The organism is Alloalcanivorax balearicus MACL04 (assembly GCF_025532145.1).
GTDB classification, from domain to species: domain Bacteria; phylum Pseudomonadota; class Gammaproteobacteria; order Pseudomonadales; family Alcanivoracaceae; genus Alloalcanivorax; species Alloalcanivorax balearicus.
Genome location: NZ_ARXS01000006.1, coordinates 17,346 through 33,912, shown reverse-complemented (window position 1 = coordinate 33,912; position 16,567 = coordinate 17,346). Strand labels below are relative to the sequence as shown.

Here is a 16,567-nt window from a genome sequence, read left to right as displayed (position 1 = left end):
CTTTCCAGCCCACGTTTTTTTGCGTGTTGCGTGTTGCGTGCTGGCGTGTCAGCGAAGGAAGAAAGCATGCATTTCGCGCTGATCTCCAAAGTGCTCGGCCTGCTGCTAGTGGTGTTCAGCTTCACCATGATGCCGCCGGTGGCGGTGTCCTACTTCTACCAGGACGGCAGCGAAGGGCCGTTCCTGGCCTCCTTCGTGATCTCGTTGCTGCTCGGCCTGATGCTGTGGCTGCCGTTCTTCCGTCATCGCGCCGAACTGCAGACCCGTGACGGCTTCCTGGTGGTGACGCTGTTCTGGTCGGTACTGGGCGTGATTGGCGGCCTGCCGTTTTTGATTTCCGCCGACACTCCGGTGGGTTTCACCGACGCGGTGTTTGAATCCGTGTCCGGCCTGACCACCACCGGCGCCTCGGTGCTTTCCGGTCTGGATACGTTGCCAAAATCGATTCTCTATTACCGCCAGCAACTGCAGTGGTTTGGCGGCATGGGCGTTATCGTGCTGGCGGTGGCAATCCTGCCCATGCTGGGCATCGGGGGCATGCAGCTGTACAAAGCGGAGATTCCGGGGCCGATGAAGGACGCCAAGCTGACCCCGCGCATCGCCGAAACCGCCAAGGCCCTGTGGTACCTGTATCTGTTCATCACCGTGGCGTGCGCTTCGGCCTACTGGCTGGCCGGTATGACCCTGTTCGATGCCGTCACCCATAGCTTCAGCACCGTGGCCACCGGCGGCTTCTCCACCCATGACCAGTCCATGGGCTATTGGGATAGTGCCGCCATCGACTGGATCACCACCGTTTTCATTATTATCGGCGGGACCAACTTCGCCCTCCATTTCGCCGCCATTCGCGGCCTCTCGCCACTGACCTTCGTGCGCGACCCGGAGTTCCGGTTCTATATCGGCATGGTGTTCCTCTACATTCTGCTGGTGACCCTGGGACTGCTGGCCTTCAACGTGTTCCAGGGCGCTGATGAAACCCTGCGTCACGCCGCGTTCCAGGTGGCCTCGTTCAGCACCGGCACCGGCTACACCAGCACCAACGCCGCCGCCTGGCCCGGTTTCGTGCCCTTTTTGCTGGTGTTCACCAGTTTCCTCGGCGCCAGCGCCGGTTCCACCGGTGGCGGTATGAAGAGCGTGCGCGGGGCTCTGGTGTTCCACCACAGCATTCGCGAACTGCGGCGGCTGATTTACCCCAACGGCGCCTTTGCCCTGCGCTTCGGCCGCCATACGGTGAATGATCGGGTGCTGCAGGCGGTGTGGGGCTTTGTCGGCGTTTACATCACCATCGCGGTGGTCTTCACGCTGCTGTTCACCGTCACCGGCCTGGACCTGGCCACCGCGGTCAGTTGTGTTGCCGCCAGTCTTAACAATCTGGGCGTGGGGATTGGCGGCGTGGCCAGCGGCTTCGCCGATATTTCTCCCGCCGCCAAGTGGATGATGACGCTGCTGATGCTGCTCGGCCGTCTCGAGATCTTCACCTTGCTGGTGCTGTTCACGCCGCTGTTCTGGAAGCAGTGATCTCTGAACTATTCGTCCTGGAGAGATTTCGCGAGCAAGCTCGCTTCCCACAGCGGCCTATAGATCCTTGTGGGAAGCGAGCTTGCTCGCGAATCATTGGCCCTGCGGAATCTCCAACCGGTACGTTTCAATGGCGTTTTCCCGGAACAACGCTGCTTTCTCCGCCTCGGAAAAACCGGCGGCGTACCGTTTGAACGCGTTCCATAACACCGCGTAGGAACAGGACACCTGATCCACCGGGAAGTTACTTTCGAACATCGCCCTTTCCACGCCGAAGGCGGACAGGCAGACATCCAGATAAGGGCGCCAGAGCTCCACCAGGGCCTCCGAGGAGGGCGGTAACGGCTGACCGTCCAGGCCGAAACCGCAGCTGTGCATGCCCAGACCACCCAGTTTGATCCGTACGTTGGCGCAGCGCGCCAGCGATTCGATCGCCATGCGCCATTCCGGGAACAGCGCGTCACGACGCCCGGCGTAAGGCCCGACACCGAGCACACCGCCGACGTGATCCAGCACGATCACGGTATCGGGAAACGCCCGCGCCAGATTCTCCAGTTCCGGCAACTGGTGGAAGTAGGTCCAGCAATCGAAGCTCAGCCCCAGCGGCGCCAGGCAGGCAAACCCTTCGCGGAAATTCGGATCCAGCAGCAGCTTCTCCGGTGGAATCCGGGTGGTGGTGCGTACCGTCGGATCCGGATCCCAGACGCTGGACTGGCGAATACCGCGGAAACGGCCGCCGCCTTCCTTCAGGTGACCTTCCAGCACCCGATTCACCGAAGTGCCCAGGCGCAAATCGGCGTGACCGACGATGCCAGTGCAGACGCGGCCGCCGGTGGCTTCCGCCACACTCCGGGCAAAACGGGTCTCGCCCAGCGGCCGCATCGGTTCCGGCCCGCTGTCACGATACTGTTCCAGGCATTCCACGAAGACCGTGCCAATAATGCGGTGGCCGGCGTTCAAATCGGTTTCGATATCCGCTTGCAGATAGGTGGCGCGCGGCGGCCCCCACAGATGATGATGCGGGTCGACGATGGACAGATCCGGCTCCAGCACCGGCTCCTGATGTCGTGCCAGCCAGTCCCGATCCGGACCCGGCAGCACCGGTTTTTGTGACGTTGTTGTTGTCATCAAGGCTCCTGATTGTCCCGGCCTGTTGTTTTCATTTCCGGGTTTCCGATTCCGGACGGGCCGGAATCAGCCCGATACTTTTCCACTTTTCGCGACGACAATCAAAGCTGATTTTTTATCACCACCATCCATGGCGGTCACCCTCCGGGCCGTCGCAGAGCAACGTTAAAAATTGCTCCCGGCAATTTTTTATCACCGCCGTCCATGGCGGCCGCCTTGCGGACCGCCATTCGCTTGCAAGCAAGCTTCCCACAGCGGCTTCGTGGCGTAATCTGTGGGAGCCAGCTTGCTGGCGAATGCGGCTGGCTGAATTATTCAGCCAGCAGCCCCGCCAGGCTGGTCTTGAGCAATGCCAGCGCCGGCCGCACCCGCTCCTCCGGTCCCATCTCGATGCGCCTGAGGGCAATGCCGCGCAGGGCGTCCATCATGTAGGTGCGCACACCGACCAGAGTGTCGGTGTCCAGTGACACGTCGGCGAACAGACGCACCCATTCCCGGTGGCGAGTTTCCGCCAGCTCCCGCATTTCCTGGCACAGCTGAGCATGGAGCGCGCCGTTGAAGCGCTCATACAGGCGGATCTCCATGGCCGCCACATAATCGTCGCTGCCCAGTACCGACCAGTAATGGTCCACCACCCAGGCCACCCGCTCGGCCAGAGGCCGGGCCGCCAGTTCCGCCACCGGGAACCCCCAGTCCAGGCGCAATGCCAGGCGGCTGCGAACCGCCACGAACAGATCGTCGCGGGAAGCAAAATGATATTGCAGCGCGCCCCGGGAAACGCCCGCGCGGCGTGCCACCAGCGGGGTGCTCAGGGCGGCATAACCTTCCGTGCGGATCAACTCCAGGGCAGCGGTCACCAGCTTCTCCCGGGTATCCAGACTGCGTGCCTGCCGGGGCGCGCGCCGGGCACCGGGGACTGCCGCGTCCGTCGCCGGAGAGTGCTCTACGTCTTCGGTCATGGTTCTGGTCCATTGCGTTCGCCGGATGCCAGCCATCTTGACCGGCAAAAAAAATCATGGTTGATTGTTTATCCCGTTTTGTCGAGCCCCAAGCGCCCTTTTTCGCGCCACGGTCCCGGACCCGACGGGCGATGCCCCCCGGATATTCCCGGATGGCGGCCGTCGGAACAATAAGGAGTACAAATGAATTTCCCCCTGCCGCCGGGCGCCCCCCGGCATGGAGTCCGTCATGACTGAAGCCGCCGTTATCGTCGACGCCCTGCGTACCCCCATGGGCCGGGGCAAGCCCGATGGCGGGCTGGCCGGCCTGCACCCGGTGGACCTGCTCGCCGCCTTGTTGAAAGAGACCGTCCAGCGCCACGATATCGACCCCGGCCTGGTGGACGACGTCATGATCGGTTGCGTCAGCCAGTCCGGCGAACAGTCCGCCACCCCCGGGCGCATGGCCTTGCTCGCCGCTGGCTTTCCCGAACATGTTCCCAGCACCACCATCGACCGCAAATGCGGCTCCAGCCAGCAGGCGGTGCATTTCGCCGCCCAGTCGATCATGGCCGGCGCCAATCAGTTGGTGATCGCAGGCGGCGTGGAGTCCATGAGCCGGGTCCCCATGGGCAGCGCGCGCATGGGCCAGGACCCGTTCGGACAGGGCGTTCAGCAACGCTATGCTCCGGGGCTGGTGTCCCAGGGAGTGGCCGCCGAACTGGTGACCAGCCGCTATCAACTGGATCGCGAGACGCTGGATCAATACGCCGCCCAATCCCATCAGCGGGCTGCAGCTCATCGGGAAGCCGGCGCTTTCCGCGATGAGATCGTACCGGTGACCCTGCCGGACGGCAGCGTCCTGTCCGAGGACGAAACCATCCGCCCCGCCACCACCGCGGAGCGGCTGAGCGAATTACGCCCGTCATTCCAGGACGATGCCCTGAAACAGCGGTTCCCGGAAATCAACTGGAGCATCACCGCCGGCAACGCCTCCCAGATCACCGACGGCGCCTCCGCTCTGCTGATCATGAGCGAGAGTCTGGCCAACAAGCTGGGGCTCAAACCGCTGGCCCGTTTCGTCAGCTTTGACGTCTGTGGCGACAGCCCGCTGACCATGCTGACGGCGCCCATTCCGTCCAGCAAACGGGCGCTGCAAAAAGCCGGCATGAGCGTGGACCAGATCGACCATTTCGAGGTCAACGAAGCGTTCGCGCCAGTGCCGCTGGCCTGGCGGAAAGAGCTGGGCGCGGACCCGGAGCGCCTGAACCCGCGCGGCGGCGCCATCGCACTCGGCCATCCGCTCGGCGCTTCCGGGGCCCGGCTGATGACCACCCTGGTGCACGCCCTGGGTCAGAACGGCCAGCGTTACGGCTTGCAAACCATGTGCGAGGCCGGCGGCATGGCCAACACCACCATCATCGAGCGCCTGTGAGGTTCCATGGACGATAGTCGCAGCCTGCTGCTCGATACCGCCGGCCGGCTCTTCGCCGAACTGCGGGAAACGCCGGACGACGCTGACACGGCCTGGCGGCGGGTGGCGGAACTCGGCCTGCCACTGGCGCTGGTGGATGAGGCCCATGGCGGCTTCGACCTGCCGGTGGCGGACGCGCTGGCGGTGGTTCGCCTGGCCGGTCAGTACGCGCTGGCGGCGCCGCTGGGCGAAGCTCTGCTGGCCAACCGGTTGCTTGCCGAAGCCGGCGCCGACATCGCCGCAGGGCGGCCCACCCTGGCCGTGGCGGACCCGCATAGTCCACTGACACTGAACCGGGAAGGGGACCGCTGGCGGGTCCACGGCCGGCTGCCGGCCGCGCCCTGGGTGGAACACGCCGAAGTAGTCGTAACGATCGCCCGGCACGACCGGCAAAACCGGCTGCTGCTGCTCGACCCCGACAGTCTGGCGGCAACGCCTGGAACCAATCTGGCCGATCAGCCGCGCACCGATCTGACACTGGACCTTGATCTGGACAACCACCGGGTGCGCGAGTTGCCCGAGACGCTTGGCGCGGAATGGCTGTTCGAAAGCGGCGCGCTGTTGCGCTGCCAGGAAATCGCCGGAGCCCTCGCCACGGTGCTCGATATGACCGTTCAATACGCCGGCGAGCGAGTACAATTCGGCAAGCCCATCGCCCGGCAACAGGCGATCCAGCAGCAACTGGCGGTACTGGCCACCCAGGCCGCGATAGCTGCCGGGGCCGCCGACATGGCCGTGGACGCGTTCCACGATCCGCGCCGCCATGCGCTGATTGCCGCCGCCAAGGCCCGTTGCGGCGAAGCCGCCGGCCAGGCGCTGGCCATCGCCCACCAGGTCCATGGCGCCATCGGCATGACCCGCGAATACCGGCTCAACCTGTACAGCCGGCGGCTGTGGAGCTGGCGCGACGAATTCGGCAGCGAACGCTACTGGCAGGCCCGGTTGGGCGAGCAGGTGCTGGCGCGCGGCGCCGATGGTCTTTGGCCCTTCATCACCGAACTGGGCAGCAGCACCGAAGGAGCGCGCCAATGATCGATTTGTCCTTCCCGACGCCTCCGGAATCGCAGCAGGCAGAGAGCTTCCGCGAACAGGTACGCGACTTCCTCGCCACCGAACTGGCCGGCCGCACGCCGCTTCAACGGGTCGAATCCTGGATGGGGTTCGATGCCGGCTTCAGCCGCCGCCTTGGCGAGCAGGGCTGGATCGGCCTGACCTGGCCGAAGCAATACGGCGGCAGTGAACGCAGTGCCCTGGAACGCTACGTGCTGCTGGAGGAACTATTGGCCGCCGGCGCGCCAGTGGCGGCGCATTGGATCGCGGACCGGCAAAGCGGCCCGCTGCTGTTGCGCTATGGCACTGAAGCCCAGAAGCAGGCGATCCTGCCACGCATCACCCGCGGTGAATGCTTTTTCTGTATCGGCATGAGCGAACCGGATTCCGGTTCCGACCTGGCCGCCGCCCGCACCTACGCCGAGCCGGTGGACGACGGCTTCATCGTCAACGGCACCAAGCTGTGGACCACCTACGGCCACAAGGCCCATTACATGGTGCTGTTCTGCCGCACCAGCCGTGACCATGAGGACCGCCATGGCGGCACCAGCCAGTTGCTGATCGATCTGACTCTGCCGGGGATCACCATCCGGCCGATCCACGATCTGTCCGGCGCCCATCATTTCAATGAGGTGGTGTTCGAAAACGTCCAGGTTCCCCGCGACGCCCTGATCGGCGAGATGGGCGACGGCTGGAACCAGGTGCTCAGCGAGCTGGCGTTCGAGCGCAGCGGTCCGGACCGGTTTCTCTCCACTCTGTGGGTGCTGATCGAGTTGATCCGCACCCTGCAAGGCCGCGATGACGATCAGTCCCGCATCGCCGTTGGCCGCATCGCCGCCCATTTGATGAGCCTGCGCCGACTCTCACGCAGTGTGGCCGGCATGTTGCAACGGGGCGAGAATCCGACTTTGCAGGCGGCCATCGTCAAGGATCTGGGCGCCCTGCTGGAACAGGAAATTCCGGACATTGCCCGGCAACTGGTGGACACCGGCCGCGCCGACGCCGCTCACCGGGACTTTTTCCAAGTGCTCCACTACGCTGTGCAACAAGTACCCGCATTTTCATTACGAGGCGGCACCCGGGAAATTCTGCGCGGCATCATCGCGCGTGGCCTGGGTTTGCGTTGAGAGGCGATTGACATGCATGCACGCTTACACGCAACACGCTTGCACGCTACTGCCAAAGCAGAGCGCAATCCGGCCCTGACTTCCCGAGCAATCAGACCTTTCCGTCTGGCTCGGGGCTGGCAAGCATGGCGTGCAAGCGTGTTGCGTGTAAGCGTGTCTGCGTGTCCGCGAACCACCACACACACGAAGAAGAGTGTTTTATGAGCGAACTGGTCACCTATCAAATCGACGACGGTGTCGTCACCCTGACCCTGAACAGCCCGGAAAACCGCAACCCGATTTCCGACGCCGACATGATCGAAGCGCTGCTGGATGCCCTGGACCGCCTGGAGGCGGACCCGCAAGCCCGGGTGGCGATTCTCACCGGTGCCGGCAGTGCCTTCTCCAGTGGCGGCAACGTGAAAAAGATGGGCGCCGCCGGCGGTCTCAACGACGCCACCGCCCCGGTGAAAACCCGGCGCAACTACAAAACCGGCATTCAGCGCATTCCGCTGGCGTTCGAAAAACTGGAAGTCCCGGTAATCGCCGCCGTCAACGGCCCGGCGGTGGGCGCCGGCTGCGATCTCGCCTGCATGTGCGACATCCGCATCGCCGGCGAGCGTGCCTGGTTCGCCGAGAGTTTCGTCAAGTTGGGCATCATTCCCGGAGACGGCGGCGCCTGGTTGCTGCAGCGCGTGGTCGGGTTCTCCAAAGCGGCGGAAATGGCGCTCACTGGCGACCGCGTCGGCGCCGAAGAGGCTCTGGCCTGTGGCCTGGTGTCCCGGGTGGTGGCGGACGACAAATTGCTGGACGAAGCCCGCGCCCTGGCCGCGCGTATCGCCGCCAACCCGCCACAGGCGGTGCGCATGACCAAACGCCTGCTGTGGACCGCGCGTTCCTCGCGTCTGGATACGGTGCTGGAAATGTCCGCCGCCATGCAGGCGCTGGCCCACACCACCGACGATCACGACGAGGCCGTAGCCGCCTTCATCGAAAAGCGGGACCCGACCTTCAGCGGCCAATAACCCCTGACCAGGGCGTCCACGCGCCCTTTTCGTTTCCTGTCCGGCACGGTCCGCGTGCCGGTCACTGGACGGACTCCGATGCCCCTTCCCACTGTTGACGCCGAACCCCGGGTCTATCAACACCCGGGCTTTGTGCCTTTCGTTCTCGCCCGCCTGGGCGCGGCGTTAGCCATGCAGGTGCAGGCCATCATCGTCGCCTGGCAGGTTTACGCACTGACCCGGGATCCGCTCAGCCTCGGTTATGTGGGCCTGGCCCAGTTTCTGCCAATGGTGGTGTTGCTGCTGCCCGCCGGTGATCTGGTGGACCGCTTTGACCGGCGTCTGATCCTGCACGCCAGTTGGGCGGCGCAAGCCGCGTGCAGCGCGCTGCTCATCATACTTTCCCTGAACCCGCCGGATCATGCCGGCCCGTTCTATGCGGTGTTGGTGCTGTTCGGCGCCGCCCGCGCCTTCACCGGCCCGACCCTGCAAAGCCTGCTACCGCAAATCGTGCCGCAAGCCTTACTTGGCAAAGCCATCGCGCTCAATTCCTCGATCATGAAGATCGCGGTCATTGGCGGGCCGCTGCTGGGAGGATTGCTTTATCCGCTCGGTGCCACCACCGCTTACAGTGTGGTCCTGGGCTGCTTCCTGTTCGCCCTGGCCATGCTTTTTCTGGTGCCGATCCGCTACCGACAGCGCCCTCTGCATTCCGGCGACACCACCTCCTGGCAACGCTTTACCGCCGGTATTCTTTATATCCGCCATAAACCGGTCATTCTCGGCATCATCTCCCTGGACCTGTTCGCCGTCTTGTTCGGTGGCGTGGTGGCGCTGCTGCCAATCTACGCCGACGAGATCCTGCACGTGGGTTCGGAGGGACTTGGCGCCTTGCGCAGCGCCATTGCCCTCGGTGCTTTCGTCATGGGTTTGTATCTGGGAGTGCGCGCCATTCGCCGGCATACCGGCCTGGTGATGTTCGCGGCGGTGGCGATTTTCGGCGTCGCTAATCTGGTGTTTGCCCTGTCCACCTCATTCTGGCTGTCGCTGGCTGCCCTGTTCATTGCCGGCGCCGCCGACATGATCAGTGTCTATGTGCGGCTGACGTTGCTGCAACTGGCCACGCCGGACGAAATGCGGGGACGCGTCAACGCCGTGAATATGCTGTTCATTGGGGCATCCAATGAGTTGGGAGAATTCGAGTCCGGCATTACCGCGTCCTGGTTCGGCACCGTGCCGGCGGCGGTGATTGGCGGTGTCGGCACACTGGCGGTGGTCGGCCTGTGGATGTGGGGCTTTCCGGTTTTACGCCGAGTGGATCGACTTGAAGACGTTGCGGTGGAGGAAGATCAGAGCAACGCCTTACGTAAATAAATGCGGCGATAAACCCCCTGCTCCAGGCGCCGCTCGCATTCTTCGTAGCCATGATCCAGGTAAAACACCAGGTTTTCGACCATGGCTTCGCTGATGTAGATATAGAGCATGTCGTGACCGGCATCACGAGCCAGCTGTTCGGCCTGCTTCAACAGCCTGCGGCCCAACCCTTGTTTCTGAAAATCAGGATCCACCGCCATATTCTTGGTGAGCAATCCGAAGTCGGTTTCTTCCAGCTCCACCACTCCTTGAATGCCGAGGCCGTCGTCCGCCACCCACACGGTGTTCCGCAGCACGACTTGATTGTAGTCATCGGTCATCGGCGCCGGGGGGCGCCCCATGCGCGGAACGAAATGCTGATAAGCTCGCAGCACGCAACGGGAAATAGCCGCCGCGTCCTGCCGACGGGCCGGACGTAGAACGACGGGACGGTGCCTATCCATGACGACCATGACGTATGAAACGCTTTCCTCGTGACGGCGCCCGGGCCCAAGGCCCCAGGCAATGGAAGTTGCACTGTAAGAAGAATCCCGCCCAATGAGAAGGGGGGATCCCGGAATGCGAGAAACTGGGGCGCAAAATGTCGTTTTTTGCTTATGAATGGCGATTGACGACGGCACCTCCCGGGCTGCCGATAACCGGCCCTGTCTCGGGAGAAATATCCCCACTTTACTGGTTCCAGGCGTCACGCGCGGCACGAAACGCCGCTTCCACACGTTGCTTGACCCCCTCATGCGGCACCAACGGAGGCGGATAGTCCCCGGTCAGTAATGGCTGCTTCCAGGGTTCATGGATAGCGTTGTTATCAAGCTCCGCCAGCTCGGTGACATAGCGAGCGATAAAGCGCCCTTCCGGATCGAACCGCCGGCTCTGCCGCACCGGGCTGAAGACCCGGAAATAAGGCGCCGCGTCGGTGCCGGTGGACGCGCTCCATTGCCAGCCGCCGTTGTTGGCGGCGAAGTCTCCATCAATCAGGTGTTGCATGAAAAACCGCTCCCCCCTTCGCCAGTCAATAAACAGATGCTTGGTCAGAAACATGGCGGTCAGCATGCGCAGGCGATTATGCATCCACCCGGTGCTCACCAGTTGCCGCATCGCCGCATCGACCAGCGGATAGCCGGTACGCCCCTTACACCAGGCCGCAAAATGCGCTTCATTGTCATTCCAACGCAGCAGCCGCGTTTCCGGACGGAATGGCTCCCCCTTTGCCAATGCCGGAAACCGGTGCAGAATTTGCCGGTAAAAATCCCGCCACGCCAACTCACCGATCCAGGTCACCGCGCCTTCCCTGGCCGCCGGATCCCGCATCGCCATTCGCGCCGCCCGCCACGCCTCCGCCGGTGCCAGAGTGCCGGCGGACAACGCCACCGATAGTTCACTGGTGGCCGTCTCCGCGGGCACATCACGCAACCTCTTGTAATCGCCGATATGCTCCTCAACGAACATCTTCAACCGCCGCACGGCGGCGTCTTCTCCCGGCAGCCAGAGTGCTCTCCGCGCCTGCCCGAGCGACAGCGCCGATAGCGCCCCGCCCACCGTGTCATGCCCGACAAAGCGGCCCCGCCGTCTCGGCCAGCGCGGCGCCTCCGGCACTTGTGGACCGTATTCTTCCATCCACTGATCCCAGCGTCGCTTGTACGCCGTGAAGACCGTGTAAGGGGTACCTTTGCCCGTGTTCAAGGATCTTGGCGGCACCAGAACGCCATCGTCGAAGCCATGGATACGGACCCCTTCCGCCTCCAGTTCGCGCGCGACGGCCCGATCCCGGTTCAGTTCATTCAGCGGGTACTCGCGGTTGCAAAACACATCGGTAATGTTGTGTAGGCGAACAAAGTCCGTCACCACCCCCACCGTGCCCTCAAAGTCACCGCCGTCGATCACATGCAGATCGACGCCGCGCGAGGCCAGCGTATGTCCCAGCTCCAGCAGACTCTCCAATACGTACCAGCGGCGCAGCGGCGCAACCCCGTGCCGGTCCCATTGGCCCGGACACAATACATACAAGGCGATAACCGGCTCACCAGCCGCCAATGCCCGCTGCAGGGGCGTGTGACCGTGACATCGCAGATCGTTACGGAACCAGATCAGACGCATGGTCCGCCCTCCCCGCCGCCATGGTCGCCGACCAATCGCTCATCGCCCCGGCCACTTCGGCGAAACCGCCCGGGCGACGCATCAGCCACTCCGGTGTGCGTAACTCCCCGGTCAGAGCCGGCCCGCAGCACCATAGCGCGGGCCCGGAATCCGGCATGCGCTCGGGCCACAAGCGGTTACTCTGTCGCCTCTCTGGGTGCTCCCCGAGCACCCAGAGCAAGCCGTCCAAACGGGAATGACTCAACCAGGCCCCGAGCTCCGCGCCCGCCACCGGCAGCACCAAAGTCCATACCGGCACTTCTGACAGAGCGGCCTGAAACATCGCCGGCAGGGGATCCCCCACCGCCATCACCAGCCAGCCGTGTTGACGGCGACTGGGAGCGACCGCCAACAGTGGGCCGGACAATTTCTGCCGCAAAAAGCTGTCAAACAGGGCACGGGCGGCAATACGTCCCGGCATTTTCAGGTGCGACCGCAGTGGCTCACACCAGCCGTTCACCACCTGCTCCAGCGGGTAGTCACCGGTCAGCCTCCGGAATAACTGTTCCAGCCGTCGCACATTGAGGTCATCCAGAGCGGACTGAGCCTCCTCCATGGCCTGGCGCCAAGGCCCCGTCACCGCCCCCGGGGGCGTTCCCTGTTCCAGAACAGCGCGCACCTGACTGATCGGCAGCCCCCGATCGAGCCAGGCGAGAATAGAGTGGATACGGGCGACATCCGCTTCGTTGTATCGGCGATGTCCCCGCTCTGTCCGGGCCGGACGGATCAGGCCATAGCGCCGTTCCCAGGCCCGCAGCGTCACCGGGTTCACACCGCAACGCTGGCCAACCTCCTGGATTGTCAGTGTCTCTTCCGTGTTCATAAACGGTTCCTCAACCCCAGGGCATCCGGATACGGGCGCAGATACTCCTGGGTCGCCAGATAAGGTTGCTCCACTTTGCTCTGAGCACCCCGCAGCATCGTCATCGGCACAACCAGAGGAACTTCACCGCGCTGATAGGCCTCGATCTGCTGATGAATCAAGCGGCGATCCTCGGCGCTCAGCGCCTCGCGCAGAAAGCCGGTCAGGTGCAGCATGGTATTGACGTGGCTGCCACGTGACACTCGCCGCGCCAGCGCCGGCATCACCTGGGTGATGTATTGCTCCGCGATCACCGGCAGAGGCTGACGCTTGAGATCGGACAATAGCGGGCCCACCCGCCGGTAGGTGGACTGACAGTGCGCCAGCAATTGAAACTTGTGACGACGGTGGAAGGCCAGCAACCCTTCCGCAGTGAGCCCACCCTCCCGCAAGCGGCACCAGTCGTCATAAACGAACACCCTCTCAACGAAGTTTTCACGCAGACCGTCGTCATTCAGCCGCCCTTCCTCCTCCAGCGGCATCAGCGGAAACCGCCCCGCCAGCGCCGCCGCGAACAGCCCGCTGGCATCCCGCCTCGCCACCTCACCATCGGCGCGATAGACCCTTATTCGCTCCATGCCGCAACTGGGTGACTTGGCCATCAATACAAACCCTCGGAGGTGCTCGAGGTGTTCCAGCTCCTGGCCAATAAAGCCGTGCATCAGCGCGGTGAAATCCTTTTCCCCGCGCGTGGCGCGTAGCCGGATCTGACCATCGATCTCCACCAACCGCATGGCCTGACGAGGCGCGCTCATGCCAGCGCCCATCTCCGGACACAAGGAGTAAAACTGGAAGTAGCGGCCCAGCACCTCCGTGCAGTAACGGGAGTGCTTATGCCCACCGTCGTGGCGTACCGGGCTGCCCAGCAGGCAGGCGCTGATCCCCACTGCAATACCCCGCCCCCCGCTTGCAATCGGTTGTACGCTCATCATGACCCGGCCCCTCATTCTCCAAACTTGTACAACATTACCACTTTGTACAAATTTGGAGAACATCCACGGCCATCGCTTCAGAAAGCGGCACCCTGCCGACGAGCCGGGTGCCGAGCGGTGCCCGTCCATGATGACCATAGCACTCGAGTGGTTTCCTCAAAGATATTGGCTCCGGGGGCGGTAGCCGGCGCCGAACGTCCTAAGGCGATAGGGGCTCTTTGCCGACAGCCACCCGGCAAGCGCCGCTGGCAAACCCCTCCAGCACCTCCGCCAGCGCCAGCCGGAGCTCTTCCAGGTTATCCGCCGCCGGGCGCCGATACTCACGCGCCACCTCTCTGGCAAGTCCCCGCGTCATACCCCAATCCAACGCCAGCGTATTCGCTGATCGCCGCTGGTACACCCATCCGATCAGGCCGGTTTCGACCTCGGAACCTTGTCCCGATGACAACGGAAAGCTGTCCCAGATCACCAGTTCCGCCCGGCCGTCGCCGTCACGATCTTCCACCCAGGGCAAGGGACGATTCTGAAAACCCTGCAGAGCCCGCCAACCCACGGTGCTGGTGTCCAGACAAAGGCCCCTGCCTGGCGTCGGACTTCCCGCCTCCGCGACACCCACCGTCACCGTCCACCATCGTCCGGGCCCTTCGGGGCCGTCGAGATGAACGCTCAGGCCACCATCTTCCCCACGCCAGTCCTTGGTAGGTATGGGATCACAGAGTTGATCCGTCCCTATATGACGAAAGCCCGATACAGGTAACGGCAGGACGTGATACCGGGACACTGGATCGCACGGGAGCGGCTCCTGTGCCAAAAGCATCCCCGGCAACATCGACAATAGCGCCATTGCCATCATGACCCGATACCCTGGCCCTCTTCCCGATTCCATTTCATCGTCCTCGCACTCGTGTCGTCCTGACACATCGTCTCCGCCCGACCATAGCAAAGAGTCCGACGGCCCGCAGCGTAACCACCATGGTCGGGTCCTCAAAAAAAACCCCGGGTACCGCAGTCGATACGGCCCGGGGTCCTGAAGAGAGCCAGGAAATGAGCCCGGCAAGGCCGGGCTCCGTGTCATCAGCAGGTATTCAGGCGATGTTGTTCACGCGGCGCGCATTGCGGAACAACTGATCCATTTCCCCTTGGTAGTAAGCCTCAACGCGGGGATTCATGACCTTTTTCCACAGCGGCGGGAACAGCGCCAACACGTACATGGCGGCATATCCACCGGGCAGTTGCGGGCTTTCCTCATAGTGGCGCAGGACCTGATAGCGCCGCTTGGCGTAGGCATGGTGATCACTGTGACGCTGCAATTGGAACAGGGCCAGGTTGGTGAGGAGGTAATTGGAGTTCCAGCTATGCGCCGGGGTTACCCGCTCATAGCGGCCATTTTCCTGAACCCGACGATGCAGGCCGTAATGCTCGATGTAATTGATGACCTCCAGCGTCAAGGCGGCAACCAGGCTCTGTGCCAGGAAGAACAGCACACCCTGCCAGCCGAAAGCGATACCGAAAGCCACCGCGAACAAAGCGGAAATGCTGTACCACCAGATCAGCTCATTATGGATGCTGAAATTCTTTTTGCCCTTACGCTCCAGATACTGCTTTTCCAGCTTCCAGGCATTGAGGAAGTTGTGCTTGATGGCGCGCGGCAGAAAACTGTACAGCCCCTGATTGTACTGGGATGAGGAGGCATCCTGCGGGGTTGAAACATGGACGTGATGGCCGCGCACGTGCTCCACCTTGAAGCCGGCGTAGGTCACCGAGGACAGCAGCAATCCGCCCATCCAGTTCTCCAGCTTGGGATCCTTGTGGACGAATTCGTGGCCCAGATTAATGGCGATGATGCCACCCACGGTGCCAATGGAAACAATCCACCCCAGCTTGCCGAACCAACTGTAATCGTTGCTGATGAACACATGGCCGGCGTAGAACAGCACGCCCAGCCAGATAAAGCCCATCAGAAACAGGAAGAACGTGTAGAGGCGCTCCTCGCTCAGGGAAGGCACCTGGACCTTCTCATCCGGGTTGGAAGGATCCTTGCCGATAAGGTAGTCGAGCAACGGCACCATGCCGAACACGACGAAATAGATGAACCAGGCCCAATAGTCCTGGGTGCCGGCCTCACGTCCCACATAGACGCTGAACGGCAGCAGCGGCAGTACCGCGGCCCAGAACAGGAGATAGCCCCACTTTTTTATTTTCAACATGGTGTCGGACGACATTTTGGCAAACATGATCGGCCTCGCTAGTGACAGTAACAGTCCTCGATGGCAACGTTAGCATGATTAATTCAATTGTCAAACAATTCAATTCGTGACACATCCGCCCATAATGGCGATAATCGCTCCCATCAAAAGGAGCCCTTTATGACCTTGAGAGCCGTGAGCCTCAGCGAGCAGATCGCCGATCATCTGGCCGAGCAGATTGTCCGCGGCGAGCGCAAACCGGGAGAGAAACTGCCGGAGGGGGAGCTGGCCAAACAGCTAAAAGTGAGCACCAACTCACTCCGAGAGGCCTTCAGACTCTTGGAAAAGCAGCATTTGATCGAATTGCAGCCACGCCGTGGTGCCCGGGTTTGCGAGGTCAGCGAAAGCGAGGTTCGCGACCTCTACGACTTCCTGTTTCTGCTGCTTTCCCGTCTGGCGGCCATGGCGGCCAGCAACTGGCGACCGGGCCAGATCGAGGATCTCGCCGCCATGCTGCCGGACTTTCAGCGCTGCTATGACCAGGGCGACGTTCAGGGTGGGCACCAGTTGGCCTTCCGTTTCGTCGAGATCGCCACCGACCGTTTCGCCGCCAACCGCTACCTGGCGGCCGACATCACCGACCTGATGCCCTTGTTGAAGCGGTTTTCCTTTATCGCCCTGCAGGAAGAAACCACCGAGTTCGATGTGTCCCTGCGCATCTTTCAGCGGCTACTGGAGAACGTGCTGGCACGGGATCCCGAGAAGGCCGCGGCGGACATTCGCGAGTATGGCGAGAATCAATGCCGGATCGTGCTGAGGGCCGTGGCCAAACGGGACCTCTAGGGCCAATCGCGGCTCCCCC

General features: G+C 62.9%; 15 protein-coding genes. 7 read left to right on the top strand and 8 right to left on the bottom strand.

Annotation, left to right across the window (positions count from 1 at the left end; genetic code table 11):
* The first annotated feature begins 66 nt into the window (after nucleotides 1-66).
* Entirely contained in the window at nucleotides 67-1,518 is a 1,452-nt protein-coding gene (locus tag MA04_RS06930) for a TrkH family potassium uptake protein (RefSeq protein WP_262459902.1), read from the top strand.
* A 93-nt stretch (nucleotides 1,519-1,611) separates the two neighbouring features.
* On the opposite strand, the gene MA04_RS06925 is transcribed toward MA04_RS06930, so the two are convergent.
* On the bottom strand, nucleotides 1,612-2,646 hold the full coding sequence (locus MA04_RS06925) for an amidohydrolase family protein (RefSeq protein ID WP_262459901.1): 1,035 nt from the start codon (nucleotides 2,644-2,646) through the stop codon (nucleotides 1,612-1,614).
* A gap of 311 nt (nucleotides 2,647-2,957) precedes the next feature.
* Nucleotides 2,958-3,605 carry a TetR/AcrR family transcriptional regulator gene (locus tag MA04_RS06920; protein ID WP_262459900.1) on the bottom strand — a complete coding sequence of 216 codons (648 nt, stop codon included), beginning with the start codon at nucleotides 3,603-3,605 and terminating at the stop codon, nucleotides 2,958-2,960.
* Between the two features lie 229 nt (nucleotides 3,606-3,834).
* On the opposite strand from MA04_RS06920, the gene MA04_RS06915 reads away from it, so the two are divergent.
* The 5 genes from MA04_RS06915 to MA04_RS06895 all read left to right on the top strand — a co-directional run bounded on the left by MA04_RS06915 (nucleotide 3,835) and on the right by MA04_RS06895 (nucleotide 9,592).
* Nucleotides 3,835-5,019 (top strand): thiolase family protein, encoded by a 1,185-nt coding sequence (locus MA04_RS06915; protein WP_262459899.1) that lies wholly within the window; start codon nucleotides 3,835-3,837, stop codon nucleotides 5,017-5,019.
* A gap of 6 nt (nucleotides 5,020-5,025) precedes the next feature.
* On the top strand, nucleotides 5,026-6,090 hold the full coding sequence (locus tag MA04_RS06910; protein ID WP_262459898.1) for an acyl-CoA dehydrogenase family protein: 1,065 nt from the start codon (nucleotides 5,026-5,028) through the stop codon (nucleotides 6,088-6,090).
* Nucleotides 6,087-7,235 (top strand): acyl-CoA dehydrogenase family protein, encoded by a 1,149-nt coding sequence (locus MA04_RS06905; RefSeq protein ID WP_262459897.1) that lies wholly within the window; start codon nucleotides 6,087-6,089, stop codon nucleotides 7,233-7,235. The genes MA04_RS06910 and MA04_RS06905 overlap by 4 nt, the downstream gene beginning before the upstream one ends.
* A gap of 200 nt (nucleotides 7,236-7,435) precedes the next feature.
* A complete protein-coding gene (locus MA04_RS06900; RefSeq protein ID WP_262459896.1) occupies nucleotides 7,436-8,239 on the top strand; it encodes a crotonase/enoyl-CoA hydratase family protein in 804 nt (267 codons plus the stop codon).
* Nucleotides 8,240-8,317: 78 nt separating this feature from the next.
* Nucleotides 8,318-9,592, top strand: a complete 1,275-nt coding sequence (locus MA04_RS06895) for an MFS transporter (protein WP_262459895.1) — start codon at nucleotides 8,318-8,320, stop codon at nucleotides 9,590-9,592.
* On the opposite strand, the gene MA04_RS06890 is transcribed toward MA04_RS06895, so the two are convergent.
* From MA04_RS06890 to MA04_RS06865, 6 genes are all read right to left on the bottom strand, one after another.
* Complete coding sequence (locus MA04_RS06890) at nucleotides 9,568-10,044, bottom strand: GNAT family N-acetyltransferase (RefSeq protein WP_262459894.1); 477 nt, start codon at nucleotides 10,042-10,044, stop codon at nucleotides 9,568-9,570. The genes MA04_RS06895 and MA04_RS06890 overlap by 25 nt on opposite strands.
* Before the next feature lie 217 nt (nucleotides 10,045-10,261).
* Nucleotides 10,262-11,686, bottom strand: a complete 1,425-nt coding sequence (locus MA04_RS06885; RefSeq protein WP_262459893.1) for a cryptochrome/photolyase family protein — start codon at nucleotides 11,684-11,686, stop codon at nucleotides 10,262-10,264.
* On the bottom strand, nucleotides 11,664-12,548 hold the full coding sequence (locus MA04_RS06880) for a MerR family transcriptional regulator (protein ID WP_262459892.1): 885 nt from the start codon (nucleotides 12,546-12,548) through the stop codon (nucleotides 11,664-11,666). The genes MA04_RS06885 and MA04_RS06880 overlap by 23 nt, the downstream gene beginning before the upstream one ends.
* Complete coding sequence (locus MA04_RS06875) at nucleotides 12,545-13,519, bottom strand: YbgA family protein (protein WP_262459891.1); 975 nt, start codon at nucleotides 13,517-13,519, stop codon at nucleotides 12,545-12,547. Before MA04_RS06875 ends, MA04_RS06880 begins: the two co-directional genes overlap by 4 nt.
* 199 nt (nucleotides 13,520-13,718) lie before the next feature.
* Nucleotides 13,719-14,438, bottom strand: a complete 720-nt coding sequence (locus MA04_RS06870; protein ID WP_262459890.1) for a hypothetical protein — start codon at nucleotides 14,436-14,438, stop codon at nucleotides 13,719-13,721.
* Between the two features lie 166 nt (nucleotides 14,439-14,604).
* Entirely contained in the window at nucleotides 14,605-15,753 is a 1,149-nt protein-coding gene (locus MA04_RS06865; RefSeq protein WP_163124596.1) for an alkane 1-monooxygenase, read from the bottom strand.
* A gap of 132 nt (nucleotides 15,754-15,885) precedes the next feature.
* Here MA04_RS06865 and MA04_RS06860 point away from each other — a divergent pair, with 132 nt between their 5' ends.
* Nucleotides 15,886-16,548, top strand: a complete 663-nt coding sequence (locus MA04_RS06860; RefSeq protein WP_163124599.1) for a GntR family transcriptional regulator — start codon at nucleotides 15,886-15,888, stop codon at nucleotides 16,546-16,548.
* The last annotated feature ends 19 nt before the right edge of the window (nucleotides 16,549-16,567 follow it).

Coding starts and splice junctions, on each gene's coding strand:
- MA04_RS06890 (WP_262459894.1), bottom strand. CDS start 10,044: ATGGTCGTCATGGATAGGCACCGTCCCGTCGTTCTACGTCCGGCCCGT.
- MA04_RS06875 (WP_262459891.1), bottom strand. CDS start 13,519: ATGATGAGCGTACAACCGATTGCAAGCGGGGGGCGGGGTATTGCAGTG.
- MA04_RS06930 (WP_262459902.1), top strand. CDS start 67: ATGCATTTCGCGCTGATCTCCAAAGTGCTCGGCCTGCTGCTAGTGGTG.
- MA04_RS06880 (WP_262459892.1), bottom strand. CDS start 12,548: ATGAACACGGAAGAGACACTGACAATCCAGGAGGTTGGCCAGCGTTGC.
- MA04_RS06895 (WP_262459895.1), top strand. CDS start 8,318: ATGCCCCTTCCCACTGTTGACGCCGAACCCCGGGTCTATCAACACCCG.
- MA04_RS06920 (WP_262459900.1), bottom strand. CDS start 3,605: ATGACCGAAGACGTAGAGCACTCTCCGGCGACGGACGCGGCAGTCCCC.
- MA04_RS06860 (WP_163124599.1), top strand. CDS start 15,886: ATGACCTTGAGAGCCGTGAGCCTCAGCGAGCAGATCGCCGATCATCTG.
- MA04_RS06865 (WP_163124596.1), bottom strand. CDS start 15,753: ATGTTTGCCAAAATGTCGTCCGACACCATGTTGAAAATAAAAAAGTGG.
- MA04_RS06910 (WP_262459898.1), top strand. CDS start 5,026: ATGGACGATAGTCGCAGCCTGCTGCTCGATACCGCCGGCCGGCTCTTC.
- MA04_RS06915 (WP_262459899.1), top strand. CDS start 3,835: ATGACTGAAGCCGCCGTTATCGTCGACGCCCTGCGTACCCCCATGGGC.
- MA04_RS06885 (WP_262459893.1), bottom strand. CDS start 11,686: ATGCGTCTGATCTGGTTCCGTAACGATCTGCGATGTCACGGTCACACG.
- MA04_RS06900 (WP_262459896.1), top strand. CDS start 7,436: ATGAGCGAACTGGTCACCTATCAAATCGACGACGGTGTCGTCACCCTG.
- MA04_RS06925 (WP_262459901.1), bottom strand. CDS start 2,646: ATGACAACAACAACGTCACAAAAACCGGTGCTGCCGGGTCCGGATCGG.
- MA04_RS06905 (WP_262459897.1), top strand. CDS start 6,087: ATGATCGATTTGTCCTTCCCGACGCCTCCGGAATCGCAGCAGGCAGAG.